Origin of the sequence: Microbacterium paraoxydans (genome assembly GCF_900105335.1) — a bacterium.
GTDB classification, from domain to species: domain Bacteria; phylum Actinomycetota; class Actinomycetes; order Actinomycetales; family Microbacteriaceae; genus Microbacterium; species Microbacterium paraoxydans.
Map to the genome: position 1 here is coordinate 1615094 of NZ_LT629770.1, position 26984 is coordinate 1642077.

Below are 26984 nucleotides of genomic sequence, written 5' to 3' on the forward strand. Positions count from 1 at the left end.
GCACGGCCGATGCGCGCGGCGCCGCGGGAGCGGCTGCTCCGACCGTAGCCAATCGATAATCGACTAGCAAGGATCGATACTGATCGTTTCGGTTCGTCGCTGCGTCAGGACGCGCGCCCCACGCCGAGCAGGTGCTCCTAATGTTCTCGGGCCGCGAGGAGGGAGGTCGGGATGTGCCCGACCGCGAGGACGACCGCGGCCAGCGCGATCCACGGGTTCTGCAGCCAAGCCGCTGTGCCGAGGAAGGCGGCCACCGGCGCGAGGGCCATCGGGACCGGGATGCCGAGGACGGTGTCGAACAGCGCCGCCCCGGGCCGGCCGCGGCGGAGGTAGCGGATCCAGAGGGCCCCGTACGCGAGCACCGCCAGCGCCACCGGCACCGCCCACCCCCACGCGATCGGGCCGGCCGCCGTGATCGCAGGGACCGTCATGCAGAGCGCCTGCCCTGCCCTCTCGAACACCAGGAGCACTCGGGGCACCGCCGGGCTCTCGAGCTTCGGTCTCGGCGGGAAGGGGATCAGCAGCAGGTTCGGCAGGAAGATCGCGAGACTCACCGCCAGGCCGAGCAGTGAGAACCCCATGTCGCGATCGTACCGAGGGCTACTCCCGGGCAATCATTTCACAAAAGAAACACTTTCCACCACTTTCTGACTATTGCGCTCTCCAGTTGACGTCGCCGTAATCTGCCGGAAATACTGAGGAAGCCCGAGACCGCACCGCGAGAGTGCGGACACATCACCCCAGGCCAAGGATGACCTAGATGACAGAACAGACCATTTCCTCACAGATAGGAACAGGTCGCCGGCCCCGTCGCCTCTCGGACGGGATGTTCGCGCTCCTCCTCACGGCTCCCGGCCTCGCGCTCCTCGCCGCCGTGGTCGTGTACCCGCTGATCACGGCCCTCATCACCGCGTTCTACAAGCAGAGCCTCGTCGAGCCCGGCCGCGAGTTCGTGGGCTTCCAGAACATCGTCGACGTGCTCACCGGCGAGTTCTTCCCGCTCCTCACCCAGACGCTCGTCTTCACCCTCGGCACGACCATCGCGCCGTTCGTGATCGGCTTCGGCCTCGCCCTCGCCCTGAACACGCGCATCCGCGGCGCCAAGGTGCTCCGCGGCCTCATGCTCATCCCGTGGCTGATCCCCGGCGTGGTCGTGTCGTTCCTGTGGATGTGGATCTTCAACGCCAACTACGGCGTGCTCAACGCGGCCCTGGAGACCGTCGGCCTCATCGACTCCCCCCAGGCGTGGCTCGCGAACCCCACCACCGCCATGATCGCCGTGATCGTCGCGAAGACGTGGCAGTCGTTCCCCTGGATGATGGTCATGCTCCTCGCCGGCCTGCAGACCGTGCCGATCGAGCTGCATGAGGCCGCCGAGATCGACGGCGCCGGCACCATCCGCCGCTTCTTCTCCATCACGGTCCCGCAGATGAGCGGCATCATCGGCCTCGTGATCCTGCTGGAGTTCATCTGGAACTTCCAGCACTTCGACATCATCTACGTCCTCACCGGCGGCGGTCCCGCCGGCTCCACCCAGACGTTCGCGACCGCGGTGTACGAGACCGCGTTCGACGGCTTCGACCTCGGCCACGCCGGGGCGATCGGCCTGCTCTGGATGATCCTGCTGATGGCGCTCGTCGTCGTCTACGTCCGTCTGTCCGAGAAGGGAGAGAAGCGATGACCGCCGTGCTGACCGAGGAGACGGTGGCCGCCGTCTCCGCCCCGCCCGCCGCGCCCCGCCGTCGGCGCCACCGCGCCGACCGCCGTGCCTCCACCGTGAGCGCCTGGATCGCCGTCGTCGTGTTCGGCGGGTTCGCCCTGCTGCCCGTGTACTGGCTGCTCGCGACCTCGCTGACCCCGCGTACCGAGGTGTTCAGCTACCCGCCGAAGCTGTTCCCCACCGAGATCACGTTCGAGGCCTACGCCGCCCTCGCGAACAACCCGGCCCTGTTCGGCTACCTCCGCAACAGCATCGTCGTCTCCGTCATCACCGCGATCCTCTCGGTGCTGGTATCGGCGTACATGGGCTACGCGTTCTCGAAGTTCCGCTACCGCGGCCGCCGCAGCCTCATGTACTTCGTGCTGGCGTCGCAGATGTTCCCGCAGGCGCTGCTGCTCATCACCCTCTACGCGGTGTTCTCGGCCTACGGCCTGCTCAACACCTACACGGCGCTCGTGCTGTCGTTCACGACGTTCACGCTGCCGCTGTGCGTGTGGATGCTGAAGGGCTTCTTCGACACGATCCCGGACGAGCTCATCGAGGCCGCCCGCGTCGACGGCGCCTCCCGCCTGCGCATCATCCACTCGATCGTGCTGCCGCTGGCCGCCCCCGGCCTCATCGCCGCAGGACTGTTCGCGTTCGTCCGCGGCTGGAACGACTTCATCTTCGCCCTCACGCTCGCCGGTCCCGACAAGCAGACCCTGCCGCCGGGACTCGTCAACACGTTCATCGGCGAGGCGTCCACCGCCTGGCCCGAGCTCATGGCCGCTTCGCTCGTGGTCTCGCTCCCCGTGGCCATCGCGTTCATCGCCCTGCAGCGCTTCCTCGTCGGCGGACTCACCGCCGGCGCGGTCAAGGGCTGACCCGCACCACCCCCTCATCCGCAGTCCCTCGAAGAAGAGAGAGCACCCTCATGTCCGAGAACACCACCGTCTCCCGTCGCCAGCTGCTACAGTTCGCCGGGCTCGGCGCCGCCGGCCTCCTCCTCGCCGGTTGCATGCCGAGCGGCGGCGGCAGCGGCAGTCCGTCCTCCTCCCCCGGCGCCGGGCTCGGCGCGGGCGACTTCACCGCCACCGACTTCTCCTTCTCCAGCTGGTCGCTCACCGAGGAGGCCGCCGCCCCGGCCACCCGCGCGCTGCTCGACGGCTACAAGAAGACCAACGACGTCGGCATCACCGAGGTCTCCTTCCCCTACAACGAGTACTTCAAGCAGCTCATGCTGCAGGTGCGCGGCGGGCAGTTCACCGGCGCCGCGCACGTCGACGTCGCCTGGCTCGCCTCGCTGGCCGCGCTCGGCAAGCTGGAGGACGTCTCGGCACTCACAAAGGGCCGCGGCTACACCGCCTCGAGCCTGGAGGCCACGCAGCTCGACGGGAAGCAGTACGCGTTCCCGTGGACCATCGGCGCGATCGGGCTCATCACCAACTCCGAGCTCCTGAAGAAGGCGGGGATCTCCACGTTCCCGACCACCGTCGACGACTTCGAGGCGGCGCTGAAGAAGCTCAAGGCCCTCGGCGGCGGCCTCATCCCCTACGCCGCCTCGACCAAGGCCGCCCAGCTCAAGGACGTCCTCATCTGGATGCAGACGTTCGGCAGCGACCTCGTCAAGGACGGCAAGGTCACGATCGGCGACGACGCGAGCATCGAGGCGGTGACCTGGTACAAGTCGCTGTACGACCAGGGGCTCATCGCCGCCGACGTCGACCGCTTCGACGCCCGCTCCCTGTTCGCCCAGGGCCGCGCCGCGATCTACGACGACGCCCCCGTGGGCCGCGCGTCCGTCACGAAGGACTCGCCGGATCCCGACCTCGCCTCCAAGCTCGTGCCCGAGTCCCGCCCGGTGCTGAAGAAGGGCGACACCCCGCGCGCCCTCGTCTGGGGCGGCGCCATCGCCATCGTCGGCGGCGGCTCCGGCGACAGCACCCGCACGGCCGCGGACTTCGGCCAGTGGGCCACGAGCGACCTGAAGGCGGTGCTCGGCGACTACGAGCTGCGCGGCCTGCCGCCCGTGACCGAGGAGGCGCAGTCCTCGAAGGAGGTGGCGTCCGACGCGTTCGGCGCCCGCTTCGCCGAGAAGATCACGGCGACCGCCACCACCAACCCGTTCTGGCAGTACCCGCAGTACGCCCAGATCGAGACCGTGATCGCCGACCGCGTGCAGGCCGTCCTCGTCGGTCAGCAGAGCGCCAAGGACGCGATGGCGCAGGCCGGCGACCAGGCGCAGAAGCTGCTGGGCTGAGGAGCATCGCCATGACCCTCCGCTGGAAGGCCGGCGCCACCGCTGCCGCCGCCCTCGCCGCGCTCGTCCTCGCCGTGCCCGCTCCGGCCGCCGCCGCGACCCCGGACGTCGAGACCGTGCCCGTCACGGTCGACAGCTCCAACCAGTCCGGCTGGTGGAACCCGCTCGTCGTCGACGGCGACGAGACGTACTTCGCGTACAACGTGCCCGGTTCGGTGGCCGCGAAGCACCAGGTGAACCTCTCGGTCCGCGCCGCCGACGGCACGTGGACCACCGGCTGCCTGCGTCTGGCGACCGGGGCCTGCGCCGAGTACGCGGACGACAACGGCCACAACCAGCCGTCGATCGCGATCGACGGCGACGGCTACATCCACGCGTTCGTCTCGATGCACCACGAGCCCTGGAAGTACTTCCGCTCCACCGCGCCGTACGACGCGACCTCGCTCGTCGATGCGAGCGCGGAGATGCCCGACGCCGGGGCCGCGGTCTCCTACCCGGTCACGGCGCAGGGAGCCGACGGCGACATCTGGCTCATGGTGCGCATCGGCGCCGACCCGCAGGCTCGCCGCGACGGGGTGCTGTACCACTACGACCCCGTGGCCGGGACGTGGACCCGCGAGACGACGATCGCCGCCGCCGTGAACCACTCCTTCTACCCGGACGACCTCGAGGTCGACGCCGGCGGCAAGGTGCACGTGCTGTGGGAGTGGGGCCCGTGGCCCGCCGATCCCTACCGCCACCTCGGCTCGTACGCGGTGTACGACCCGGCCGCGGGCGGCTTCCGAGACGTCGCCGGGCAGGCGCTGCCGACCCCGATCCGCCCGGACACCCCCGGCGCCGTCGTGTGGCGCGGCTACGAGCCCGGCGAGACCATCGGCGACGCCGTGCCCGCGGTGCAGACCGCGAAGATGGCCCTGGCCGACGGCGAGCTCGTGGGCGTGACCTACCGGTACGCGGACGAGACCGAGAACGCTTTCGACGTGCGGTGGGCGACCTGGACCGGCTCTGCCTGGACGAGCGAGACCCTCGTGGACACGGACGCCCTCGGTGGCGGCGTGCAGACCATCGCGGCGCTCGACACCACCACCGCCGGCGGCGAGACCCGCGTCTACGCCGTGGTGTCGGTGCAGGACTGCGGCATCACCCGCAGTCAGACGGTGCTGCTGACCGCCGGAGCGTCCGGATGGACCGCCGACACCGTGGGCGACCCTGTCGTGGGCCAGCAGCGCCTCCGGGCGGCGACCCGCACGGACGGCACCGACGTCGTCTACCTCAGCGCCCCTGCTGTCCCCAGCGGAGGGACGCTGCGGCATGCCGAGATCCCGCGCGACGGCCAGCCCGGCACCACCAGCCTCTCCGCCATCGTCGCTTCCCTCCGCGGCGACGCCGGCGGCGAGAACCTGGCGCTCGGCGGCACCGCGACCGCCTCGTCCCAGCTCCGCGCCGACACCGGCCCGGAGAAGGCGATCGACGGCGGCTGCACGGATGCGAGCCGGTGGATCTCGGCGGCCTCCGACACCCAGCCGACCATCACGGTCGAGTGGGACGAGGCCGCGCCGCTGGACGTCGTCCGGGTCCGCAGCGGATACACGGTCGGCCCGCCGCAGACCTCCGTACTGCGCGACTTCACCGTCCAGCTGCGCACCGCGAGCGGCTGGGTCACGGTCGGCACCGTCACCGGCAACACGCAGACGACGGTCGTGGTCGACGCCCAGGGGCGGACGGCCGATGCCGTGCGCCTCGTCATCACCGACCCGTCCGACTCCGCCACCGACGTCGCTCGCGTCTACGAGATCGAGGCGATCGCCGCGCGCTGAGCGGCATCACCACCCCTCCCGAAAGGAACCCATCCCCATGCGCACCCAGACCGTCGAAGCCGACATCATCGTCGTCGGCGGCGGCCTCGCCGGAGTGAGCGCCGCCGTCGCGGCCGCCCGCCTCGGCCGACGTACCGTGCTGATCAACAACCGGCCGGTGCTCGGCGGCAACTCCTCCTCGGAGGTGAGGGTCTGGGTGTGCGGAGCGACCGCCCACGGCAACCAGCGGTGGGCGCGGGAGACCGGGATCATCGGCGAGATGTACCGGGAGAACCAGTTCCGCAACCCCGAGGGCAACCCCGTGTACTGGGACGACGTGGTGCTCGACATCGTGCGCCGCGAGCCCAACCTCACGCTGTTCCTCAACACGGAGGTGCTCGAGGCCGAGGCCACCGGACCCGACGACGCCCGTCGGGTCCGGTCGGTCACCGGTTGGACGATGGGCTCGGAGATCCGCACCGTCTTCCGCGGGCCGCTCTTCCTCGACTGCACCGGAGACGGCCTGGTCGGACGGCTCGTCGGCGCCCGGCACCGACTGGGCAAGGAGAGCCGCAGCGAGTTCGGCGAGGACTGGGCGCCCGAGCAGCCCGTGCGCGAGTTCCTCGGCTCGACGCTCCTCTTCTATACGAAGGAACTCGGGCACCCGGTGAAGTACGTCGCGCCGGAGAGCGCGAAGGACATCTCGACCACCCCGATCCCCTCGTCGCGCATCATCCGCAGCGGCGACAGCGGCGCGCACTACTGGTGGATCGAGTGGGGCGGCACGCTCGACATCGTCGACGACAACGAGGCCATCCGCGACGAGCTGCGGTCGGTGATCCTCGGCATCTGGGACCACATCAAGAACTCCGGCGAGTTCGACGCCGACAACCTGACCCTGGAGTGGATCGGCAACATCCCCGGCAAGCGCGAGTACCGCCGCTTCATCGGCGACTACACGCTGCGCCAGCAGGACATCCTGGAGCAGACGTCGTTCGACGACGGCATCGCGTTCGGCGGCTGGTCCATCGACCTGCATCCCGCCGAGGGGATGTACGCGACGGGGGCGGGCGCGGTGCAGCGCTTCTCGGACGGCGTCTTCGAGATCCCGTTCCGCTCGCTCTACTCCGTCAACGTCGACAACCTGCTCATGGCGGGTCGCGACATCTCGGCCACGCACATCGCCTTCGGTGCCGCCCGAGTGATGGCCACGTGCGCGGCGATGGGGGAGGCCGCGGGCACCGCCGCCGCCCTCTGCTACGCGCACGACGCCACGCCCCGCGCGCTGTACGAGCACCATCGTGCGGAACTCCGGCAGACGCTGCTCCGCGCCGACGCCTCCCTCATCGGAGTCGCGAACGAGGATCCCTCCGACCTCGCCCGCACCGCCGCCGTCACCGCGTCCAGCACCCTGCGCACGATCGGCACCCCGGAGAGCACCCTGGCCGCGGCGACCCCGCACACCCTGACGGACGACCTCGGCATCGTCGTCCCCGTGCACCCGCGCCTCGACGCGACCGAGCTGCTGCTCGGCGCCGAGGTCGACACGCAGGTCACGGTGGAGGTCTGGTCCACGGGCCGTCCGCAGAACATCGTGCCCGCGGTGCTCGAGCACCGCACTGTGATCGACGTCCCCGCCGGTGGTCCGTCCTGGGTGCGGGCGGAGACGCCTTTCACCCCGGAGGACCCGCAGAACGCGATCATCGTGCTCCGCGCGAACCCGCAGGTGCAGGTGCAGCTCGCCGACGAGCTCCCGCCCGGAGTGCTCACCCTCGTGCACCGGGTCGACAACGACGACCGGAACGTGCAGGTCGACCGCGACGGTCTCCTCGTGCAGTGGCCGACCAAGCCGCTGCGCGGACGGGTGCCCGCGTTCCGCACGAGCCCGGACTCCGAGGCGGTCGCGCCGGAGCGCGCCGTCTCCGGGTACAACCGCCCGTTCGGCGGACCGCACCTGTGGGCGTCCGCCCCGGAGGCCGACGGTCCGCAGTGGCTGCGCCTGGACTGGGAGCAGCCGGTCACGGCCTCCGAGATCCGCCTCGTGTTCGACGACGACGTGGACCTCGAGCTCAACACCCTGCACCACCACCGGAGCCCCGACGAGGTGCTGCCCCAGCTCGTGCGCGACTACCGGGTCGAGGTGCAGCAGGCGGGTTCCGAGGAGTGGCGCACCGTGGCCGAGGAGCGGGACAACCGTCATCGCCTGCGGGTGCATCCGCTGCCGGATGACCTCGGTGCCTTCACGGCCGCCCGCCTCGTGGTGGAGCGGACGAACGGCGTCGCGGAGGCACGCGTGATCGCGTTCCGAGTGCAATCGTGACGGAGAGCGCTAACGTGAAGGGCATCCGTCGTCCCGGCGGAGACCGTCGTCCCTCCAGGAGGCCGCAGGTGACCACCTCGCCCGGCGGCCGCGTGCTCCCCGTCGCGCGGGCCACCCGCACGGGACTCATCGCGCTCGCGGTGCCGCATCTGGAGGAGCCGTACTTCGCGGAGCTCGGCTCGCGCATCGTCCGGGGCGCCGACGACCGAGGGCTGGCCGTGCTGATCGTGCAGACCGAGGGCGACCACGGCCGCGAGATCGACGTCGCCAACGGCGTCGGTCTGCCGCCCATCGACGGGCTGATCCACATCCCGCGCTCGCTCACGGTCGCCGACCTCACACGCCGCACCTCCCCCGGGCCGCTCGTGCTGCTGGGCGAGCACATCCAGGTGAGCCCGTTCACGCACGTCACGATCGACAACCGGGCCGCCGCCTACACGGCCACCGAGCACCTGCTCGCGGTCGGCTGCCGCCGCATCGGTTTCGTCGGACGCCGCGACGCCCGCCCCTCGGATGCCGCCGACCGTCGGCACGCCGGGTACCTGGAGGCCCTGGCCGCCGCCGGCATCCCGGCCGACCCCGCCCTCACCGCGCAGGTCGACGCCTTCACGGCGGAGGAGGGTGAGCGCGTCGCCGGGGCGATGGCCGCCGCGGTCCCCGACCTCGACGGCATCGTCTGCTCGAACGACTCCGTCGCCCTCGGTGCGCTGGCCGCCCTTCAGGCCCAGGGGCGGAGCGTGCCGGGTGACGTCGCCGTCGTCGGCATCGACGACATCCGGGCCGCGCGCTTCGCCGTCCCCGCCCTCAGCACCATCGCTCCCGACCACGCCCGCCTCGTGGACGCCGCGTTCACGGAGCTCGAACGGCAGATCGCCGCGCCGCCGGGAGCGGATCTCCCGGTGCGGCACGTGACGGTCGGCGCCCGGCTGATCCCGCGGGCGAGCACGGCCCGATGACGGCGGCGGACTCAGTCCGCGAGGGCCGTCGCGAGCGCACGCTCGTCGCCGCCGTCGCGCGGCGCGACGTGCAGGGTGCCGACGTGCGCGGCGAGCAGCTCCCGCGCGCCGTCGTCGAGGCCGTCGTCGGTGACGAGGCGGTCGATGTCGCTGAGGTCGGCCACGGTCGTGAGCCCGACCACGCCCCAGCGGGTGTGCTCCGCGAGGACGACGACCTCCCGGCCCGCGGCCATGAGCGCGCGATTGGTCTCGGCCTCCAGCAGGTTCATGGTCGTGATGCCGGCCTGCTCGTCGAGGCCGTGGGCGTCGAGGAACACGAGGTCGCAGTGCAGGTGCTCGAGGGCGCGAACGGCGACCGGCCCGACGAGCGCCTGGGAGGGCGTGCGCACGCCCCCGGTGAGCACGACCGTCTGCGTGTACGGAGCGTCCGCGCGGTCCGGCGGCGAGAACAGGTCGGAGACCGGCAGAGCGTTCGTGACGATCGTGAGCTCCGGGACGCGCACGAGCTCCCTCGCGAGCGCCAGGGCCGTGGGTCCGCCGGAGATGCCGACCGCCATACCCGGCTCGACGAGGCCCGCGGCCGCCGCGACGATCGCCCGCCGTTCCGCCGAGGCCGCCGGAGCCGGAACCAGACGCTGGAGGCCCCGCGCCCGCACGCCGCCACGGATGCGCTCGACCGCGCCCTCCTCGGCCAGCTGATCGACGTCGCGCCGCACCGTCATCTCGCTCACCTGCAGCGTGGCCGCGAGCTCGCCGATGGAGGCGGTACCGCGATCGCGGGTCAGGGCCAGGATGCGCTCGCGTCGTTCCGTGACCAGCACGCGGTCTCCTTCCGATGGAGCCTCCAGTCTGCCACGCACCCCAGCCCGCCCCACTCCCGGAACAGGACCCCTCAGCCCGCATGACCTTCCCCGAGCCCTACGCCACCTGGTTCCCCGATGCCGCGTTCGACGGCAGCTACGGCCGCACCGAAGCCGACCTCCGCGCCGTCCGCCCCGTGCCCGCGCCGCCCGGTTTCGCCGACCGCTGGCGGCGCTGGCGGCGCGAGGCCGCCGCGGTGGACGCGGCCCCCGTCGTCCTCTCCACCTCCGAGGAGCAAGGCCGTCGGGTGTCCGTCGTCGAGCATGCCGGCGTCGACGGTGTGCGGCTGCGGGCCTGGGTGGTCGAGCCCCTCGACGGCTCTCCCCGCGCGGGCGTCGTGCACGGCCACGGCTACGGGGGTCGCGACGCGGTCGATCTCGCCCGGGTGCCGGACGATGTGGCGGCGATCTATCCCGTGGCCCGCGGGCTCGGCGTGCTGAACGCGGGGATCGGAGCGCCCGAGCCGACCCCCGAGCACGTGCTCGCGGGCATCGACGACCCGGAGCGCTACGTGCTCGGCCTCTGCGCCCGTGACCTGTGGCTGGCGGCCGACGTCCTCGCCTCGGTCGTCGGCGCGCTTCCTCTCTACTACGTCGGGGAGAGCTTCGGCGGCGGCATCGGCGCGCTCGCCCTGCCGTGGGACGACCGGTTCGTGGGAGCCACCCTCATCGTGCCGAGCTTCGGCCAGTACGACGAACGGCTGGCGGTGCCGTGCCTGGGGAGCGGGGAGACCGTGCGTCAGCACGTCATGGGGAATCCCGAGGCCCGCGAGGTGCTGCGCTGGTTCGACTCCTCGACCGCGATCGGCTTCACGGAGGTGCCGGTCCGGGTGGAGGCGGCCCTGTGGGACCAGTACGTGCCGCCGCAGGGGCAGTTCGCGGTCGCCGCCGGGGCGCGCGATCTCGACCTCGCGGTCCTTCCCGCCGGTCACGCCGAGTACCCGGGGTCGGCGGACGTGACGGCGGGCGCCATCCGGGGCGGGCGCGAGCACCTGGAACGGGTGCTCGGCGGCTGACGGCCATCGCGCGCGCGGCCTGCTCCGCGCAGGAGAGCACTGGACGCAACCTGTCATAACAGGTACAGTGAGCTTGTCATTACAGGTTGCGCGACGACGCAGCACCCGTTTCGAGGAGCATGGATGCCCGAGTACCAGACCCCGCCGATCTCCCCGATGGCGATCGCCTTCGACGCCGAGAAGCTCACCCTCTCCCCCGAAGGCCCCACCCTGACCCGGCGGATGTCCGACCTCGAGGGCCTGTTCCGCGATCACGACGCCTGGGCGGCTGCCGCCGCGGGCGAGGACCCGATCGTCTACACGGTCGTCAGCTCCCCTGTCCCCGAGATCGAGCGGGAGCTGCCGCAGTCGATCACCACGATCATGCCCGGCGACACGGGCGGCGAGCTCTGGATGACCAAGGGCCACCAGCACCCCGACCATCAGGGCGAGATCTACCTCGCGCTGCACGGCCGCGGCGGACTGCTCATGTTCGACGGCGAGCGCACCGAGTGGCTCGACATGCTCCCGGGCACCATCGGCTACATCCCGCCGGGCTGGGCGCACCGCTCCGTGAACACCGGGGACGAGCCCTACTCCTTCCTCGCGGTGTACCCGGGCGGCGCCGGCCACGACTACGGCTGGGTGCTGGAGCACGGCATGGGCTCGCGGGCATACCGCGCGGAGTCCGGCGTCGACCTGCGCCCCTACGCGGAATAGGCTCCGGCCATGATCATCGCCCACGACCTCGGCACCACCGGGAACAAGGCGTCCCTGCACCACGACGACGGTCGCCTGATCGCCGCGGTCACCGTGCCGTACCCGGCCCACTTCGCGGCCGGCGGCGTCGCCGAGCAGGACCCGGCCGACTGGTGGCACGCGGTCGTCACGGCGACCCGCGACCTCCTCGCGCGCACCGGCACCGCCGCCGCCGAGGTCGCGGGCCTCGTGGTCAGCGGACAGATGATGGGCGCCGTGCTGCTCGACGCCGACGGCGAGCCCGCACGACCCGCGATCATCTGGGCGGACACCCGCGCCGGCGCCCAGCAGCGCGAGCTCGAGGCGGCGGTCGGCGCCGAGCGCGCCTACGGGATCCTCGGCCACCGCCTGAACCCCACCTACTCCCTCGAGAAGATCATGTGGGTGCGCGACAACGAACCCGCGGTGTGGCAGCGCGTGCGCCGGGTGTGCGTCGCCAAGGACTTCATCGTGCTGCGGCTGACCGGGCGGCTCGCCACGGACCGCTCGGACGCCTCGGGCACCAATGCGTACGACCAGGTCGCGGGCACGTGGTCGCCGGAGATCCTCGCGGCCGCGCGACTCGATCCCGCCCTCTTCCCCGAGATCCTGGAGTCGACGCAGATCGCGGGCCCGCTCACGCCCGCCGCGGCCGAGGCGCTCGGGCTGCACACCGGCGTCCAGGTCGTGATGGGCGGGGGCGACGGACCGCTCGCCGCGGTCGGCTCCGGCGTCGTGGCGCCGGAGGACGGCGCCTACGTGTGCCTCGGCACCTCCTCGTGGATCTCCTTCGCAGCGGACGCCCCGCTGCACGACCCCGCGATGCGCACCTTCACGTTCGACAACGTCGTGCCCGCGTCGTTCGTGCCGACCGCGACCATGCAGGCCGGCGGCGCCTCGGTGCAGTGGATCGCCGAAGCCCTCTCCGTCGACCCCGCGCACCCGGAGACGGGGCGCCTCGTCGCCGAGGCCGCGAGCGACATCGACACCGACGACCTCTACTTCCTCCCCTACCTGCTCGGCGAGCGCTCCCCGCTGTGGGACCCGGATGCGCGCGGGGCCTTCGTCGGTCTCGCCCGCCACCACGGGCGGGCCCACCTCGTGCGCGCGGTCCTGGAGGGGACGGCGTTCAACCTCCTCACCTGCATCCAGGCGTTCCGTGAGGCCGGCGCGACGATCGACCGCATCGACGCCGTCGGCGGCGGGGCGCAGAGCGACGTCTACCTCGCCGTCCTCGCCGACGTGTGGGGCGTGCCGGTGCGACGCCGCACGATCGTGGAGGAGGCGAACAGCCTCGGTGCCGCGGTCACGGGAGCCGTCGGCCTCGGCCTCACCGACTTCTCCGCCGCCCGCGCGCTCAGCGAGGTCACCGCCGAGTTCACGCCCGACCCGTCCCGGCATGCGGTCTACGCCGAGCGCCACGCCCGCTTCACCGACGCGTACGCTGCCCTCGCACCGTGGTTCGCCGGAAGGCCGCGCTGATGGGCGTCATCCTCGTCACGAGCCGCTCCTTCTCGGACGGCGACCTCGACCTGGTCGGGCGCGCCGCGCAGGCCGGACACCGCATCCTCCGCGGCCCCGCCCACCACGACCTCGACGAGCTGCGCGTGCTGCTGCACGGCGCCGACGCCTGGATCGCCGGCACCGGACCGGTCACCGACGCGCACCTCGCCGCGGGCCCGAAGCTCAAGGTCGTGGCGCGCTACGGGGTCGGCACGGAGGCGGTGGACCTCGCGGCGGCGCGCGACCGTGGCATCCCGGTCACGAACACCCCCGGCGCGAACGCGGATGCGGTCGCCGACCACGCGGTCGGCCTCATGCTCGCCGCTCTGCGCACCATCCCGGACGGCGACCGCCGCGTGCGGACCGGCGACTGGAGCGTCCGCCGCGGGCGGGAGCTCGGCGCCGCGACCGTCGGCATCGTCGGCTTCGGGCGGATCGGCCAGGGGGTCGCGCGGCGACTGAGTGGATTCGGCCCGCGGCTGCTCGCCTCCGACCCGTTCCTGCCCGCCGACCTCGTGCGGGACGGCGGCGCCGAACCCGTCACCCTCGACGACCTGTTCCGCACCGCCGATGTGATCACCCTGCACGCCCCCGGCGGGCAGCAGCTCGTCGACGCCGACCGCCTCTCCGGGATGCGACCGGGGACCGTGCTCGTCAACACCGCCCGCGGCGACCTCGTGGACGAGCTGGCCGTGGCCGACGCGCTCCGCGACGGCATCCTCGCCGGGTACGCGGCCGACACGCTCGACGGCGACACCGCCGCGCACGACAGCCCCCTGCTCGCCGCGGACCTCGCCGACCGTGTCATCGTCACCCCGCACCTCGGCGCCCAGACCACCCAGGCCGTCGACAACATGGGGGCGCTGTCCCTCGACGACGTGATCGCGGTCCTCCGCGGCGCCGACCCCGCCCACCTCGTCCCCGTCCCCGCGTCCGCCCCCGAGGAGAACCGATGACCACCGCCGCGACGTCCGCCGCACCGTCCGCCACCGCCGACTACATGGGCTTCGTCGGCGTCACCACCGCCTCGTCGTCGATCATGAAGGTGTTCCCGCTGTGGGCCGACATCCTCGGCCTCCCCACCCGGACCCTCGTCGGTCACGACCTGCCGATGGATGCCGACCCCGCCCAGTACCGCGCGATGGTCGAGCAGATCCGCGACGACCCGCACCACCGCGGCGCGCTGGTCACCACGCACAAGATGAACGTGTACGCGGCGGCGTCCGACCTGTTCGACGAGCTCGACCCGTTCGCCGTGTCCTGCGCCGAGATCTCCAGCATCGCCAAGCGCGGGTCCACGCTGTCCGGCCGCGCGAAGGACCCGATCACGGTCGACCTGGCGCTGCGCGACTTCCTCCCCGCCGACCACTTCGCGCGCACCGGTGCCGAGGTCGTCATCCTGGGTGCGGGCGGATCGGGCACCGCGCTGAGCTGGGCCCTCGCCGAGCGGGAGGATGCCCCGGCCCTCATCACCGTCACCGCGCGCACGCAGGACAAGCTCGACCACCTCCGCGAGGTGCACCGCCAGCACGGCACCCCCGAGGGACTCCTCCGCTACGTCGTCACCGAGACGCCGGAGGAGGCCGACGCCCTGGTCGCCGCCGCGCCCGCGGGATCGGTCATCGCGAACGCCACCGGGCTCGGCAAGGACCGCCCCGGCTCCCCGCTGACCGACGCCGTCGTGTTCCCCGAGGGCGCGTACGTGTGGGAGTTCAACTACCGCGGCTCCCTGGAGTTCCTGCACCAGGCCGAAGCACAGGAGGACGACCGCGGCCTGCACGTGGTCGACGGCTGGCGGTACTTCATCCACGGCTGGTCGCAGGTCGTGGCGGACGTGTTCGACCTCGACCTCACGCCGGAGACCGTCGAGCGCCTCGCGGAGGCCGCGGAGTCGGTGCGCTGATGCCCGCCGTGCGGACCGTCCTCGGCGACCTCGACCCGTCGCGGCTCGGTCGCGTGGACTACCACGAGCACCTCTTCCAGGTGTCGCCGCTGCTGGTCGGGGACGAGCTCGACGACGAGGCCGCGTCCGGCGAGGAGGCCGGTCTGCTGCGGGCGAGCGGCTTCGAGGCCATGGTCGACGCCACCCCGTTCGGCCTCCGTCGGGACCCGGCCGCCGTCGCCCGCATCAGCGCCGCGACCGGACTGCACGTGGTCGCCACGACGGGTCGGCACCGTGAGGCCCACTACGGCCCCGACCACCCGATGCAGGTGTGGGGCGCGGACCGCCTCGCCGCCCTGTTCGTGTCCGACCTCACGCGGGGGATGCCGGCGGACGACACCGCGGTGTTCGAGACGCCCGACGTGCCTCTCGCCGCGGGTCCCGATGGGCAGCCCGTCCGCGCCGGCATGCTCAAGGGCGGGGCCGACTACTGGCGTCTCAGTCCGTTCGAGCGGACGACCCTCGTCGCCGTCGCTCAGGCGCACCGAGAGACCGGAGCCCCCGTCATGGTGCATCTGGAGTTCGGCACCGCGGCCCACGAGGTCCTCGACCTGCTGGGGGCCGAGGGGGTGCCGGCGGATCGCGTCGTGCTGGCCCACGCCGACCGCGACCCCGACCCCGGTCTGCACGTCGCGTTGGCCGAGCGCGGTGCCCACCTCGGGTACGACGGCTTCGCCCGCCCGCGCACCCGCTCCGACGCAGAGCTGCTGGCCCTCACGGTCGCCGTGGTGGAGCGCGGCGCCGGTGACCGGATCCTGCTCGGGGGCGACGTCGCCCGCCGCACCCGATACATCGCGTACGGCGGCATGCCGGGTCTCGCCTACCTGGGCGACCGCTACCTTCCGCGGCTCCGCGAGGCCGTGGGAGACGACGCCGTGCACCGCATGCTCGTGACGACGCCGGCGCTGTTCCTGACCCTCCGCCCCTGACCGCCCGAACCCGAGGAGTCGTCATGCCCGAACCCACCGTCCTCCACGCCGTCTTCACCGCGCAGCCGGGAGCCGCCGACCGGGTCGCCGCGCTGCTGCGGGACTTCGCCGAGGTGGTCCGCGCCGAGGAGGGCAACATGGTCTTCGACGCCCACCGCCTCGTCGACGACCCTGACCGCTTCTTCGTGTACGAGGTCTACCGCGACGAGGACGCCTTCCAGGCCCACCTGCACGCACCCGCCGGCATCCCCTTCAACGCTGCCCTGCAGGAGCTCATCGTCGAGCCCACCTCGATCCTGACCTTCCTCCGCCCCCTCTGACCCCACCCCTCTCCGTCTCCCTGTTTCAGCCGCACGACCCCGACGCGGGTGCACGAGGAGACCAGGGGTCCGATCGTGCAGCCGCCGCGGACCACGGACCGGAGCCGGAGTTCCCCCGGACACGACGAAGCCCCCCGCCCGAAGGCGAGGGGCTCCGTCGTGCGGGTCACTCGTAGAGGACCGCGGCGATCTTGTCGTCCTCGATGTTGTTCTTGTCGTACCAGTAGGAACCGGTGTCGTAGAACTCCTCGACGTCGTCCCCGTTGGCCGCGTCGTAGGCCGCCTGCACGACCTGGGCGCCGATGCCGATCGGGTCCTGCGTGATGGCGCCGGCCATGGTGCCGTCCTTGATGGCGTTGATCTGGGCCGCACCGGAGTCGAAGCCGACGATGGTGATCTTGCCCTTCTCGAGGCCGAGCTCGTTCACGGCGTTCACGACGCCGATGGCCGAACCCTCGTTGGTGCCGTAGATGCCCTTGAGGTCGGGGTGGGCCGCGATGAGCGTCTTGGCGATGTCGGCCGACTTCAGGTGGTCGCCGTCACCGTACTGGATGTCGACGATCTCGATGTCGGGGTAGTCCGCCTCGATCTTCTCGACGAAGCCGTCGCGACGCTCGACACCCGTCGAGTTGATCTGCGAGTGGCCGACGATGGCGACCTCGCCCTCGCCGCCGATCAGCTCGGCCATGTGCTCGGCCGCCAGCGCGCCGGCGACCTTGCTGTCCGTCGCGGAGAGGCTGAGTCCGACGTCGCCGTTGCACGGGGCGTCGAAGTAGACGACGGGGATGTCCTTCGACTTCGCCTGCTCGAGCGGGGCGACGCACGCCTCGGGGTCGAGGGCGGCGTAGGCGATGGCGTCCGGGTTCTTGTCGATCGCGGCGGTCAGCATCTCGAGCTGCTGCGCGATCTCGGTCTCGGCGGCCGGGCCCTCGAAGGTGATCTTGACGCCCAGCTCCTGGGCCTTCTCCTCGGCGCCCTTCTTGACGGCCTGCCAGAACTGGTGCTGGAAGCCCTTCGAGACCATGGCGATGTACATCTCGCCGTCGCCGCTGCCGGTGTCGCTGCCCGAGCCCTCTTCGATCACGTCGCCGCCGCCGGCACAGCCGGCGAACACGAGCGCGGATGCGGCCACGAGTGCCGCGAATGCGGTCTTCTTGCCGAATTTCATGGAAACTCCGTTGTTCTGTGTGGGTGCCGGCCAGGACCGGCGGGTGGACATTCGTGGTGCCTGTGCGGAGGTTTTCCGCGGGGTCCGGCCGGAGCCGGGGACGGCGGCGGGCACGGGTTTCGCCGCCGCCGTGTCTCAGGTCCGCTGGCGGTTGCGCAGCGAGTCGAGGAAGACGGCCAGCAGGACGACGACGCCGACGACGATGTTCTGCCATTCGGGCTGGATCGACATGATGCGTAGGCCGTTGACGAGGACGCTCATGATGAGCGCGCCGATCACGGTGCCGAGGATCGAGCCGCGGCCGCCGAGCAGCGAGGTGCCGCCGATGATCACGGCCGCGATGGCCTGCAGCTCGTAGCCGGTGCCGATCTGCGGCTGGGCCGAGTCGAGGCGGGCGGCGATCACGATGCCCGCGATGCCGGTGAAAGCGCCGGCGAACATGTAGATGAGGATCGTCCAGCGACGGGTGTTGACGCCGGAGAGGCGCGTGGCCTCCTCGTTCGATCCGATCGCGAACGTGTAGCGGCCGAGCAGCGTCTTCGACAGCACGAGCCAGGCGACGATCGCGAGGGCCGCGGTGATGAGCACGGCGTTCGGGATGCCGGGGATGAGCACGCCGAGCGCGATCTTCTTGAAGTCGGGAGCCGAAGTCGAGAAGTAGATCGGCGCGACGTTCGAGATGACGAGGGCGAGGCCGCCGGCGATCATCATCATGGCCAGCGTCGCGATGAACGGAGGCAGCCGCAGGAACGTGATGTTGACGCCGTTCACCAGGCCCATGAGCACACCGGTCGCGATGCCGCCGAGCACACCGACCCACACGGGCAGGCCCATGTTGGTGATGAGGACACCCGTCATCACGGCGCAGAGCGCCATGCCGGTGCCGATCGACAGATCGATGCCGCCCGTGATGATGACGAACGTCGTGCCGAGGGCGAGGATGCCGATGACCGCGGTCGACAGCAGCACGGTGGCGATGTTGCTGAAGGTGAAGAAGTTCGGGCTGGCGATCGAGAAGAAGATGACCAGGACGATCAGGGTGCCGAACGCGAGCGACTGCTGGAACTGCCGCTTGAGGAACCCGGCGACGTCGCGCTTGTCGGTGTCCTCGTTGACGGCCGTCTGGATGATCGTCGTCGTCGACGATCCGGACTGCTGTGGGGTGCTCATCAGTCTTCCTCCCCGTGGGCTGCGAGTTGCATGATCTTCTCCTGGCTGGCTTCCTCGTTGCGGAGCGTCCCGGTGATGCGGCCGTTCGCGAACACGGCGATGCGGTTCGCGACCCGGAGGATCTCGGGGAGCTCGGACGAGATGACGATGATGGACTTGCCCGCGTCGGCGAGCTGCTGCATGAGGCGGTAGATCTCCTCCTTCGCGCCGACGTCGATGCCTCGCGTCGGCTCGTCGAAGATGAGGATGTCGCAGTCGCGCATCAGCCACCGGGCGATGACGACCTTCTGCTGGTTCCCTCCGGAGAGGAGCTTGACGACCTGGTTGACCGAGGGGGTCTTCACCCGCAGCTGCTGAACGTACTCCTTGGTGCGGTTCTTGGCCTTGCTGTCGCCCATCCACCCGATGCCGTTGGCGTAGGAGCCGAGCGACGCGAGCACGGTGTTGAAGGTGACGTCCTGCTCGAGCATGAGGCCGAGCAGCTTGCGGTCCTCGGAGAGGTAGCCGACGCCGTGCTTGACCGCGTCCGCGGGCTGCGCGATGCGGACCGTGCGCCCGCCGATCGTGATCGTGCCGCCGTCGCGGTGGTCCGCGCCGATGACGGCACGGGCGGTCTCGGTGCGGCCGGCGCCCATGAGGCCGGCGAATCCGAGGATCTCGCCCTTGTGGAGCTGGAACGACACGTCCTTGAGGAGCTTCCGCGTGGACAGCCCCTGCACGTCGAGCACGATCGGGTCGTTGAGGTGCTCCCGGGCCTGCGGGCGGGTGCCCTCGTCGATCACGCGGCCGACCATCATCTCGATGATCGTCGGGATCGTGATCTCGGACTTGTCGAGTGATCCGATGTATGTGCCGTCGCGGAGGACGGTCACCCGGTCCGCCAGGCGGCGCAGCTCGTCCATCCGGTGCGAGATGTACACGATGCCGGTGCCGCGGGCCTTGAGCTGCTCGATGAGGACGAAGAGGGTCTCGACCTCGCTGTCGGTGAGGGCCGACGTCGGCTCGTCCATGATGAGGACCTTGGCGTTGAAGGACAGCGCCTTGGCGATCTCGACCATCTGCTGCTCGGCCACCGTCAGCTCGCCCACGCGCTGGCGGGGGTCGAGGTGGATGTCCAGGCGCTGCAGCAGCTCGGCCGTCTGCCGGTTGAGCTTCCGCTCCGACAGGAACGGGCCCGTCGTGGGCTCGCGGCCGACGTAGATGTTCTGCGCGACCGTGAGGTCGGGCATCAGGTTGAGCTCCTGGTGGATGATCGTGATCCCCAGCTCCTGCGCCTGCAGCGGGCTGGTGAGCTCGACCTCCTGCCCCTCGAACGTGATCGTGCCCTCGTCCTTGGTGTAGATCCCGGAGAGGATCTTCATCAGGGTGGACTTGCCGGCACCGTTCTCACCCACGAGCACGAGCACCTCGCCGGCGCGCACCTCGAGATGCACGTCCTTCAGCGCCTGGACACCGGGGAATCCCTTGCTGATCCCCTCGACCCTCAGGATGGGTCCACTCATGCGCTCACCTGCTTCCTTGAAGGTTCTGTCGCGATTGCGGCGGACCGTTCCGCCGTAAACATCGGATCAATTCTGCGACCTGCACCCGAGTCAGTGCAAGTTGTATCTAAATGTATCTAACGATCGGCGGCGAGGGAAGACCTGTAATAACATCTTGGTCTCGAACCGCCGCCCGGCGTCAGTGGAGGCGGATCGAATCGACGGCGACGATCTTGTCGCGGATGTAGGCGTTCGCGTGCGCACCCAGCTCGTCGTTGTCGGTCCAGAGGTTGCGCCAGATGCCGAGCATGCGGCTGAGGTCGGGCGCGACCACGGCCGAGGAGAACGACTCGAACACGATGGGGCCGTCGTAGCCGATGCGCCCGAGCGCCTTGAAGAACGTGTCGAAGTCGACCGTCCCGGTGCCGAGATAGCCGCGGTGGCTCTCGCCGATGTGCACGTACCGCAGGGCGGGAGCCGCATCGAGCACCGGCGCGAACATATCCGACTCCTCGATGTTCATGTGGTACGTGTCCAGGTGGATGCCGAGGTTCGGGCGGTCGACCTCGCCGAGGTACGCCAGCGCCTGGCGTGCGGTGTTCAGCACGTTGGTCTCGTAGCGGTTCACGACCTCGAGCGAGACGGAGACTCCCCGCTCGGCGGCGTGGTCGGCGACCCGCGCGATGGTGCGACGACTCGATGCCAGACCCTCCGGCGTCACCGGATCCATGTACTTCTTCATGGCGCTGTAGATCACCCCGCAGAAGTGCGTACCGCCGAGCTCGGCGAGCACGTCGACCGCGCGGAGCAGGAGCGCCTCGCCCGCGGCGACCACGGCGGGGTCGCCGCTGGTGATGTCGGTCTCGTCGGAGAGCCCGAGCGAGGCGCTGACCGCGAGTCCGTGCTCCGCGAGGGCGGCCTGGGCGGCGGCGACGTCGAACGAGAACGGGTCCATGAGCGGGAACTCGATGAGGTCGAAGCCCGCCTGCTTCGTCTTCTCGACCGCGAGCCGGATGCCGTCCGCGTCGAAGGTCCCCGTCCAGACGAGTCCGTGGCAGCCGATGTTCATGAGCGCTCCTCCGGCGGGTGTCCGGCACCGTCGCCGCACGGACTTGGCACGTTACAAGTCCGGTATTCGAGTCACGCTACGTCGCCCTCCGCGGAAGTGTCAAGAACTTTCTTGGCACGTTACAACTGGTCCGCTAGCCTGGGCCTCATCCGGCCGCGCGCCTGCGGCCCCACCGCCGAAGGAGGCCCATGCCCGCGAGCGTGAAGGATGTCGCGGCTCTCGCGGGGGTCTCGGCGTCGACCGTGTCGAACTACCTGAACCACCCGCACGTCCTCGGCGCCGCCAGCCGGGAGCGCGTGCGCGCCGCGATCGCCGAGCTCGGCTTCGTGCCGAACGAGTCGGCCCGCCAGCTCCGCGCCGGCTCGAGCAAAGCCCTCGCCCTCATCCTCCTCGACGCCTGGCTGCCGTACTTCAACGACCTCTCCCGCGGCGTCGACGACGTGGCCCGCGAGGGCGGCTGGTCGCTCTTCTTCAGCGACAGCGCCCGCGATGCCGCCCGCGAGGAGCAGAACATCGACATGTTCGAGGCCCACCGGGTGCAGGGCATCGTCATCTACCCGCGCGGCGATGTCGTGCCACGGCTGGAACAGCTCGCGACTCGCGGGATCCGCTCGGTGGTCGTCGGCCCCATCCGGGATTCGCCCTCCGTCGCCGCGGTCACCTTCGACGACCGCGGCGGCGGACGGCTGGCCGGGGAGCACCTGCTCTCCCTCGGCCGTCGCCGCATCCTGTTCCTCGGAGCCCCGACGGTGAGCCAGTCGAACGATCGTCTCGCCGGGCTGCGCGACGCGGTGGCGGGGACCGACGCCCGCGTCTCCGTCCTCGACGTCGAACACCTCACGACCCAAGACGGCCTCCGGGCCGGGGCGCACCTGGCGGACCTCCCGGCGGAAGAGCGACCAGACGCGGTCTTCGCCGCGAACGACGGGGTGGCCCTCGGTGTACTCACGCAGCTGCTCCGCCACGGCATCCGCGTGCCGGAGGAGATCGCCCTCGTCGGGTTCGACGACATCGCCGCCGCGCACCAGGGCGTGGTGCCGCTGACGAGCGTCCGCCAGCCCGGCTACGAGATCGGCCGCGCCGCCGGGGCCGCGCTGCTGCAGCTCCTCGCCGATCCGACCGCCGCGCCTCCGGCGCCCACGCCGTTCCCCGCCGAGCTCATCGTGCGGGAGTCGACCGTGGGGCGGTGAACCCCGCGTTCACAACTCAGGAGAAGAGCGCCGCTCCGCGTCGAAACGGCCGGTCCGGCCGTTTCCCCGACGTTTCTCCTGAGTTGTGAACGACGTCAGGCCGAGGGGTGGCCGACCACGCCCTTCCGGAGCAGTGCGTTGCCGTACTTGCGCGTCTCTCCCGTGCGCACCATGAGGTAGGCCTCCTTCGCGACCTCGTAGTACGCGAAGCGCTCGACGAAACGCGTGGTGTCGAGCTCCGTGCCGGCGGCGGCCATCAGTTCGCGCTGCACGTCCAGCACCTCGCCGTCGGCCGAGGTCATCAGGTCGATCCCGGGCGCGTCGTCGAGCGGCAGTACGCTGCGGATGGCCGCGACGACCTCGGGTGTCGTGGTGCCGGGAAGATCGACCACGCGCGCCCCGAGGCCCCAGGCCGGGAAGTGCGCGTCGGCGACGACCACGGCGTCGGAGTGCCCCATCCGGTCGAGATGCAGCAGCAGCTCCCCGGTCAGCAGCGGGTGGATTCCTTCGAGCACGGCGGCTCCTCTCGGTGGACGGACGTCAGGAGGCGGGGATGAGGCCCTCGGCCGCGAGGTTCTCCCACAGCGCGGAGGGGATCTGCAGCGAAGCGTACTCGGCGTTCTGCCGGAGCTGCGCCGGGCGACTGCCGCCGACCACCACGGAGCGCACCACGTCGGCCTGGAGCGGGAACCGGATCGCGGCGGCCGGCAGGGGCACGTCGTGATCGGCGCACACCGCGGCGATGCGCACGAGGCGGTCCCACAGCTCGTCGGGGAGCTGTCCGTACTCGTACCGGCCGTCCCGACGCGGCTCGTTCGCCGCGAGGAGTCCGGAGTTGAACACCGACGCCGCGACGATCCCGGTTCCGGTCTCGCGGCACGCGGGCAGCACGTCGACGGCGGCGGGCTGCTCCAGCAGCGTGTACCGACCGGCCACCATCACGAGGTCGAGGTCTGCGGAGCGCACCGACGCCGCCAGAGCCTCCGAGACCATCGAGCCGATGCCGATCGCGGTCACCTCGCCGTCCGCGCGCAGCTGCTCCAGGGCGGGAAGGGCCTCGGCGAGCGCGAGGTCGAGGTCGTGCCGCTCCGGGTCGTGCAGGTAGAGGAGGTCGATGCGCTCGATGCCGAGCCGCTCGCGGGACTCGTCCAGGCTCGTCCGGATGCCGTCCGCCGAGAAGTCCCACACGCGCTGGAGGTCGTCCGGCACGTGGAAGTCGTTCGCGGTGTCGAGGCCGCCGGCGTGGTCGGGGTTCGGGCGCAGCAGCCGGCCGACCTTGGTCGAGAGCACGTACTCGTCCCGCGGCTTCGTCTGCAGGAAGGCTCCGAGTCGACGCTCGGACAGCCCGAGGCCGTAGTGCGGAGCGGTGTCGTAGAAGCGGATGCCGCTCTCCCACGCCGCGTCCAGCACCGCCCATGCGTCGTCGTCGGACAGCTCACGGAAGAGGTTGCCGACGTTCGCGGCACCGTAGCCGAGGGTCGGGACGGTCAGGCGCTCAGGCGTGGACATGCGCACCCGTCCAGGTGTACTCCGCGATGCTGTCGGCCTTCATCTCCATGCCCGTCCCCGGCGCGGTCGGGGCCATGTAGGAGCCGCCCTGGATGTCGGTCGGCACGACGAAGTGCTCGTGCAGGTGGTCGACGAACTCGATCAGGCGGCCCTCGCGGGTGCCGGAGACGGCGACGAAGTCGAACATCGACAGGTGCTGCACGGCCTCGCACAGCCCGACGCCGCCGGCGTGCGGGCACACCGGCACGTCGAACTTCGCCGCGAGCAGCAGGTTGGCGATGTTCTCGTTGACCCCCGCGACGCGGACGGCGTCGATCTGCATGACCGAGATCGCGTCGGCCTGCAGGAGCTGCTTGAAGATCATCCGGTTCTGCGCGTGCTCACCGGTGGCGACGCGGATGGGCGCGACGCCGCGGGCGATCTCGGCGTGGCCGAGGATGTCGTCGGGGCTCGTGGGCTCCTCGATCCAGGCGGGGTGGAACTCGGCGAGCGCGTTCACCCACTCGATCGCCTCGGACACCTCCCAGCGCTGGTTCGCGTCGATCGCGATGGGGAAGTCCGGGCCGCACACCTCGCGCGCCTTGCGGAAGCGGCGGATATCGTCGTTGAGATCGGCACCGACCTTGAGCTTGATCTGCGTGAAGCCGTCGGCCATGGCCTCCCGGGCGAGGCGCTCGAGCTTCTCGTCGGAGTAGCCGAGCCAGCCGGGGCTGGTCGTGTAGCCGGGGTATCCCGTGGCGAGGAGCTGCTGCTCGCGCTCGGCCCGGCCGGGCTCCGCCGCGCGCAGGATCTCCAGCGCCTCCTCGCGGGTGAGGGCGTTGGTGAGGTAGCGGAAGTCGACGAGGTCGACGAGCTCCTCCGGGGTCATCCGGGCGAGCAGCTGCCAGAGCGGCAGGCCCGCGCGCTTGGCCTTGATGTCCCACAGCGCGTTGACGACCGCGCCGATGGCCATGTGCATGACGCCCTTCTCCGGGCCCAGCCAGCGGAGCTGCGAGTCGCCGATGATCTCGCGGAACGTGCCGCCCATGTCGTCGAGCAGCGGCTCGATCTCACGCCCGACGAGGTGCCCGGCGAGCGCGTCGATGGCGGCGACCTGCACGTCGTTGCCGCGGCCGATCGTGAAGACGAAGGCGTGCCCCTCGATGCCGTCGCCGGCGTCCGTGCGGACGATGACGTACGCGGCGGAGTAGTCGGGGTCCGGGTTCATCGCGTCGGAGCCGTCCAGGCTCAGCGACGTGGGGAAGCGGATGTCGGTGGTGTCGAGGGCGACGATACGGCTCACGGGGTTCCTCTCCATGCGCGGGTCGTTCTTCCACGCGGATCTCTTGGAGTGTAAACATCCGATGTCTATACTGTCAACGAGACCGGCCGCTGAGCAGCGGCCTCCCGAACGATCAGGAGAATCATGAAGTTCGCGCGGCTCGGCACCCCGGGGGCGGAGATCCCCGTCCTCCTGGAGGGTGACCGCTACCTCGACCTCCGCCCGGTGACATCCGATGTCAACGGCGACTTCCTTGCGGGAGACTTCGTCGCCCGCGTCGCCGCCGCCCGCGACGCCGGGGAGCTCTCCGAGCTGCCGGACGCCGCGACGATGCGCATCGGCGCCCCGATCGCCCGCCCGAGTGCGGTGATCTGCATCGGGATGAACTACGCCGCCCACGCCGCGGAGTCGGGGTCGGAGCCGCCGACCATCCCCATCATCTTCCTCAAGACGCCCAACACGGTGGTCGGCCCGAACGACGCCGTGACCATCCCGCGCGGGAGCGAGAAGACCGACTGGGAGGTCGAGCTCGGCATCGTCATCGGCACCCGCACCGCGTACCTCGACTCCCCGGACGAGTCGATGGCGCACGTCGCCGGCTTCGTCGCCGCGAACGACGTGTCGGAGCGCGACTTCCAGATGGCGGTCTCCGGCGGGCAGTGGTCGAAGGGCAAGATCGCCTTCGGCTTCAACCCCACGGGTCCGTGGCTGGTCACGCCCGACGAGGTCGACCACCAGGCGCTCGGCCTCCGCAGCTTCGTGAACGGCGAGCCTCGGCAGGACTCGAACACGAGCGACATGATCTTCACGGTCGAGCAGATCGTGCACCACCTGTCGCAGTACGTGACGCTCGAGCCCGGTGACCTGATCCTCACGGGCACGCCGCAGGGCGTGGCCCTGTCCGGCAAGTACCCCTACCTGGCGGCGGGCGACGTGGTCGAGATCGAGATCGACGGCCTCGGCCGCCAGCGCCAGGACTTCATCGCATGGGAGGCAGAGAAGTGACCCTTCGACAGGCTCAGGGACCCGACGCCGGCACGGAAGGCCTCGTGGCCATCGTCACCGGTGGCGCCTCCGGCATCGGCGCGGCGATCGCCGACCGTCTGCACGCGGACGGCATCACCGTCGCGGTCCTCGACCGCGACACCACACACGCCGACGAGCGCTTCGCGGCGTTCACCGCCGACGTCTCCGACCGCGCGAGCGTGGACGCCGCCGTCGCCGCTGTCGCCGAGCGCTTCGGCCGCATCGACATCGTCGTCAACAACGCCGGCATCGGCGCGCAGGGCGACATCGCCGCGAACGACGACGACGAGTGGGCGCGCGTCCTCTCCATCAACGTCACCGGCATCGCACGGGTGACATCGGCGGCACTGCCCTGGCTGCGGAAGTCCCCGGCCGCCGCGGTGTGCAACACGGCCTCGATCGCCTCGACCACCGGGCTCCCGCAGCGGGCGCTGTACTCCGCGTCGAAGGGCGCCGTGTCGGCTCTGACCCGCGCGATGGCCGCCGACCACCTGCGCGAGGGCATCCGCGTCAACGCGGTCAACCCCGGCACCGCAGACACGCCGTGGGTCGGACGACTGCTCGACTCCGCGGCCGACCCCGCCGCCGAGCGGGCCGCGTTGGAGGCACGACAGCCCCACGGACGCCTGGTGAGCCCCGACGAGGTCGCCGCCGCGGTGGCTTACCTCGTGAGTCCCGCCGCGGGCTCCACCACGGGCACCTTCATCGAGGTCGACGGGGGGATGGCGCAGCTCCGCCTCCGCCCCGAGTGACCCGATCTTCCCGACAGCCCGGTGTCTCCCCGCGAGACCC

General features: G+C 71.1%; 25 protein-coding genes. 16 read left to right on the forward strand and 9 right to left on the reverse strand.

Annotated elements, in window-relative coordinates; all coding sequences use genetic code 11:
- Positions 1-137: 137 nt before the first annotated feature.
- Positions 138-581, reverse strand: a complete 444-nt coding sequence (locus BLU02_RS08135) for a hypothetical protein (RefSeq protein WP_060922927.1) — start codon at positions 579-581, stop codon at positions 138-140.
- 245 nt (positions 582-826) lie between these two features.
- On the opposite strand from BLU02_RS08135, the gene BLU02_RS08140 reads away from it, so the two are divergent.
- The 6 genes from BLU02_RS08140 (at position 827) to BLU02_RS08165 (ending at position 9031) form a co-directional block, all read left to right on the forward strand.
- The gene (locus tag BLU02_RS08140) at positions 827-1681 is read left to right on the forward strand and encodes a carbohydrate ABC transporter permease (RefSeq protein WP_174235390.1); all 855 of its coding nucleotides are present in this window, start codon (positions 827-829) and stop codon (positions 1679-1681) included.
- Positions 1678-2583, forward strand: a complete 906-nt coding sequence (locus BLU02_RS08145) for a carbohydrate ABC transporter permease (protein WP_025105392.1) — start codon at positions 1678-1680, stop codon at positions 2581-2583. The genes BLU02_RS08140 and BLU02_RS08145 overlap by 4 nt, the downstream gene beginning before the upstream one ends.
- Positions 2584-2633: 50 nt before the next feature.
- On the forward strand, positions 2634-3959 hold the full coding sequence (locus BLU02_RS08150; protein ID WP_060922928.1) for an extracellular solute-binding protein: 1326 nt from the start codon (positions 2634-2636) through the stop codon (positions 3957-3959).
- Between the two features lie 11 nt (positions 3960-3970).
- The gene (locus BLU02_RS08155; protein ID WP_060922929.1) at positions 3971-5776 is read left to right on the forward strand and encodes a BNR-4 repeat-containing protein; all 1806 of its coding nucleotides are present in this window, start codon (positions 3971-3973) and stop codon (positions 5774-5776) included.
- A gap of 37 nt (positions 5777-5813) precedes the next feature.
- Positions 5814-8075: an FAD-dependent oxidoreductase gene (locus tag BLU02_RS08160; RefSeq protein WP_060922930.1), complete on the forward strand. Its 2262-nt coding sequence runs from the start codon at positions 5814-5816 to the stop codon at positions 8073-8075.
- Between the two features lie 68 nt (positions 8076-8143).
- Positions 8144-9031 carry a LacI family DNA-binding transcriptional regulator gene (locus tag BLU02_RS08165; protein ID WP_231919662.1) on the forward strand — a complete coding sequence of 296 codons (888 nt, stop codon included), beginning with the start codon at positions 8144-8146 and terminating at the stop codon, positions 9029-9031.
- 11 nt (positions 9032-9042) lie between these two features.
- Here BLU02_RS08165 and BLU02_RS08170 read toward each other — a convergent pair whose 3' ends face one another.
- Positions 9043-9852: a DeoR/GlpR family DNA-binding transcription regulator gene (locus tag BLU02_RS08170; protein WP_083370935.1), complete on the reverse strand. Its 810-nt coding sequence runs from the start codon at positions 9850-9852 to the stop codon at positions 9043-9045.
- A gap of 80 nt (positions 9853-9932) precedes the next feature.
- On the opposite strand from BLU02_RS08170, the gene BLU02_RS08175 reads away from it, so the two are divergent.
- The 7 genes from BLU02_RS08175 (at position 9933) to BLU02_RS08205 (ending at position 16318) form a co-directional block, all read left to right on the forward strand.
- A complete protein-coding gene (locus BLU02_RS08175; RefSeq protein WP_083370936.1) occupies positions 9933-10907 on the forward strand; it encodes an acetylxylan esterase in 975 nt (324 codons plus the stop codon).
- Positions 10908-11030: 123 nt separating this feature from the next.
- Positions 11031-11606 carry a glucose-6-phosphate isomerase family protein gene (locus tag BLU02_RS08180; protein WP_060923618.1) on the forward strand — a complete coding sequence of 192 codons (576 nt, stop codon included), beginning with the start codon at positions 11031-11033 and terminating at the stop codon, positions 11604-11606.
- Positions 11607-11615: 9 nt separating this feature from the next.
- On the forward strand, positions 11616-13106 hold the full coding sequence (gene xylB, locus BLU02_RS08185; protein ID WP_060923619.1) for a xylulokinase: 1491 nt from the start codon (positions 11616-11618) through the stop codon (positions 13104-13106).
- Positions 13082-14083, forward strand: coding sequence for a phosphoglycerate dehydrogenase (locus tag BLU02_RS08190; protein WP_083370937.1), 1002 nt, complete (start codon positions 13082-13084; stop codon positions 14081-14083). The genes xylB and BLU02_RS08190 overlap by 25 nt, the downstream gene beginning before the upstream one ends.
- Positions 14080-15030 (forward strand): shikimate dehydrogenase family protein, encoded by a 951-nt coding sequence (locus BLU02_RS08195; protein WP_060922353.1) that lies wholly within the window; start codon positions 14080-14082, stop codon positions 15028-15030. The genes BLU02_RS08190 and BLU02_RS08195 overlap by 4 nt, the downstream gene beginning before the upstream one ends.
- The gene (locus tag BLU02_RS08200; protein WP_060922354.1) at positions 15030-15998 is read left to right on the forward strand and encodes a phosphotriesterase family protein; all 969 of its coding nucleotides are present in this window, start codon (positions 15030-15032) and stop codon (positions 15996-15998) included. Before BLU02_RS08195 ends, BLU02_RS08200 begins: the two co-directional genes overlap by 1 nt.
- A 23-nt stretch (positions 15999-16021) precedes the next feature.
- The gene (locus BLU02_RS08205; RefSeq protein ID WP_060922355.1) at positions 16022-16318 is read left to right on the forward strand and encodes a putative quinol monooxygenase; all 297 of its coding nucleotides are present in this window, start codon (positions 16022-16024) and stop codon (positions 16316-16318) included.
- Positions 16319-16484: 166 nt separating this feature from the next.
- Here the strand turns inward: BLU02_RS08205 and BLU02_RS08210 are convergent, their stop codons facing one another.
- The 4 genes from BLU02_RS08210 to BLU02_RS08225 all read right to left on the reverse strand — a co-directional run bounded on the left by BLU02_RS08210 (position 16485) and on the right by BLU02_RS08225 (position 21206).
- Positions 16485-17486, reverse strand: coding sequence for an ABC transporter substrate-binding protein (locus tag BLU02_RS08210; protein WP_060922356.1), 1002 nt, complete (start codon positions 17484-17486; stop codon positions 16485-16487).
- 135 nt (positions 17487-17621) lie between these two features.
- A complete protein-coding gene (locus tag BLU02_RS08215; protein ID WP_174521432.1) occupies positions 17622-18656 on the reverse strand; it encodes an ABC transporter permease in 1035 nt (344 codons plus the stop codon).
- Positions 18656-20158, reverse strand: coding sequence for a sugar ABC transporter ATP-binding protein (locus BLU02_RS08220; protein ID WP_025105377.1), 1503 nt, complete (start codon positions 20156-20158; stop codon positions 18656-18658). Before BLU02_RS08220 ends, BLU02_RS08215 begins: the two co-directional genes overlap by 1 nt.
- A gap of 178 nt (positions 20159-20336) precedes the next feature.
- Positions 20337-21206, reverse strand: coding sequence for a sugar phosphate isomerase/epimerase family protein (locus BLU02_RS08225; protein ID WP_060922357.1), 870 nt, complete (start codon positions 21204-21206; stop codon positions 20337-20339).
- A 188-nt stretch (positions 21207-21394) separates the two neighbouring features.
- Between BLU02_RS08225 and BLU02_RS08230 the strand changes: the two genes are divergently transcribed.
- A complete protein-coding gene (locus BLU02_RS08230; RefSeq protein WP_060922358.1) occupies positions 21395-22396 on the forward strand; it encodes a LacI family DNA-binding transcriptional regulator in 1002 nt (333 codons plus the stop codon).
- 95 nt (positions 22397-22491) lie between these two features.
- Here the strand turns inward: BLU02_RS08230 and BLU02_RS08235 are convergent, their stop codons facing one another.
- From BLU02_RS08235 to BLU02_RS08245, 3 genes are read right to left on the reverse strand one after another with little or no spacing between them, the layout of a single operon-like run.
- Complete coding sequence (locus tag BLU02_RS08235; protein ID WP_025105374.1) at positions 22492-22911, reverse strand: RbsD/FucU family protein; 420 nt, start codon at positions 22909-22911, stop codon at positions 22492-22494.
- Positions 22912-22936: 25 nt separating this feature from the next.
- Positions 22937-23905: an aldo/keto reductase gene (locus BLU02_RS08240; RefSeq protein ID WP_060922367.1), complete on the reverse strand. Its 969-nt coding sequence runs from the start codon at positions 23903-23905 to the stop codon at positions 22937-22939.
- Complete coding sequence (locus BLU02_RS08245) at positions 23892-25187, reverse strand: L-fuconate dehydratase (RefSeq protein ID WP_060922366.1); 1296 nt, start codon at positions 25185-25187, stop codon at positions 23892-23894. Before BLU02_RS08245 ends, BLU02_RS08240 begins: the two co-directional genes overlap by 14 nt.
- Positions 25188-25310: 123 nt before the next feature.
- On the opposite strand from BLU02_RS08245, the gene BLU02_RS08250 reads away from it, so the two are divergent.
- Positions 25311-26171, forward strand: a complete 861-nt coding sequence (locus tag BLU02_RS08250) for a fumarylacetoacetate hydrolase family protein (protein WP_060922359.1) — start codon at positions 25311-25313, stop codon at positions 26169-26171.
- Positions 26153-26944, forward strand: a complete 792-nt coding sequence (locus BLU02_RS08255; protein WP_060922360.1) for an SDR family NAD(P)-dependent oxidoreductase — start codon at positions 26153-26155, stop codon at positions 26942-26944. The genes BLU02_RS08250 and BLU02_RS08255 overlap by 19 nt, the downstream gene beginning before the upstream one ends.
- Positions 26945-26984 lie beyond the last annotated feature (40 nt).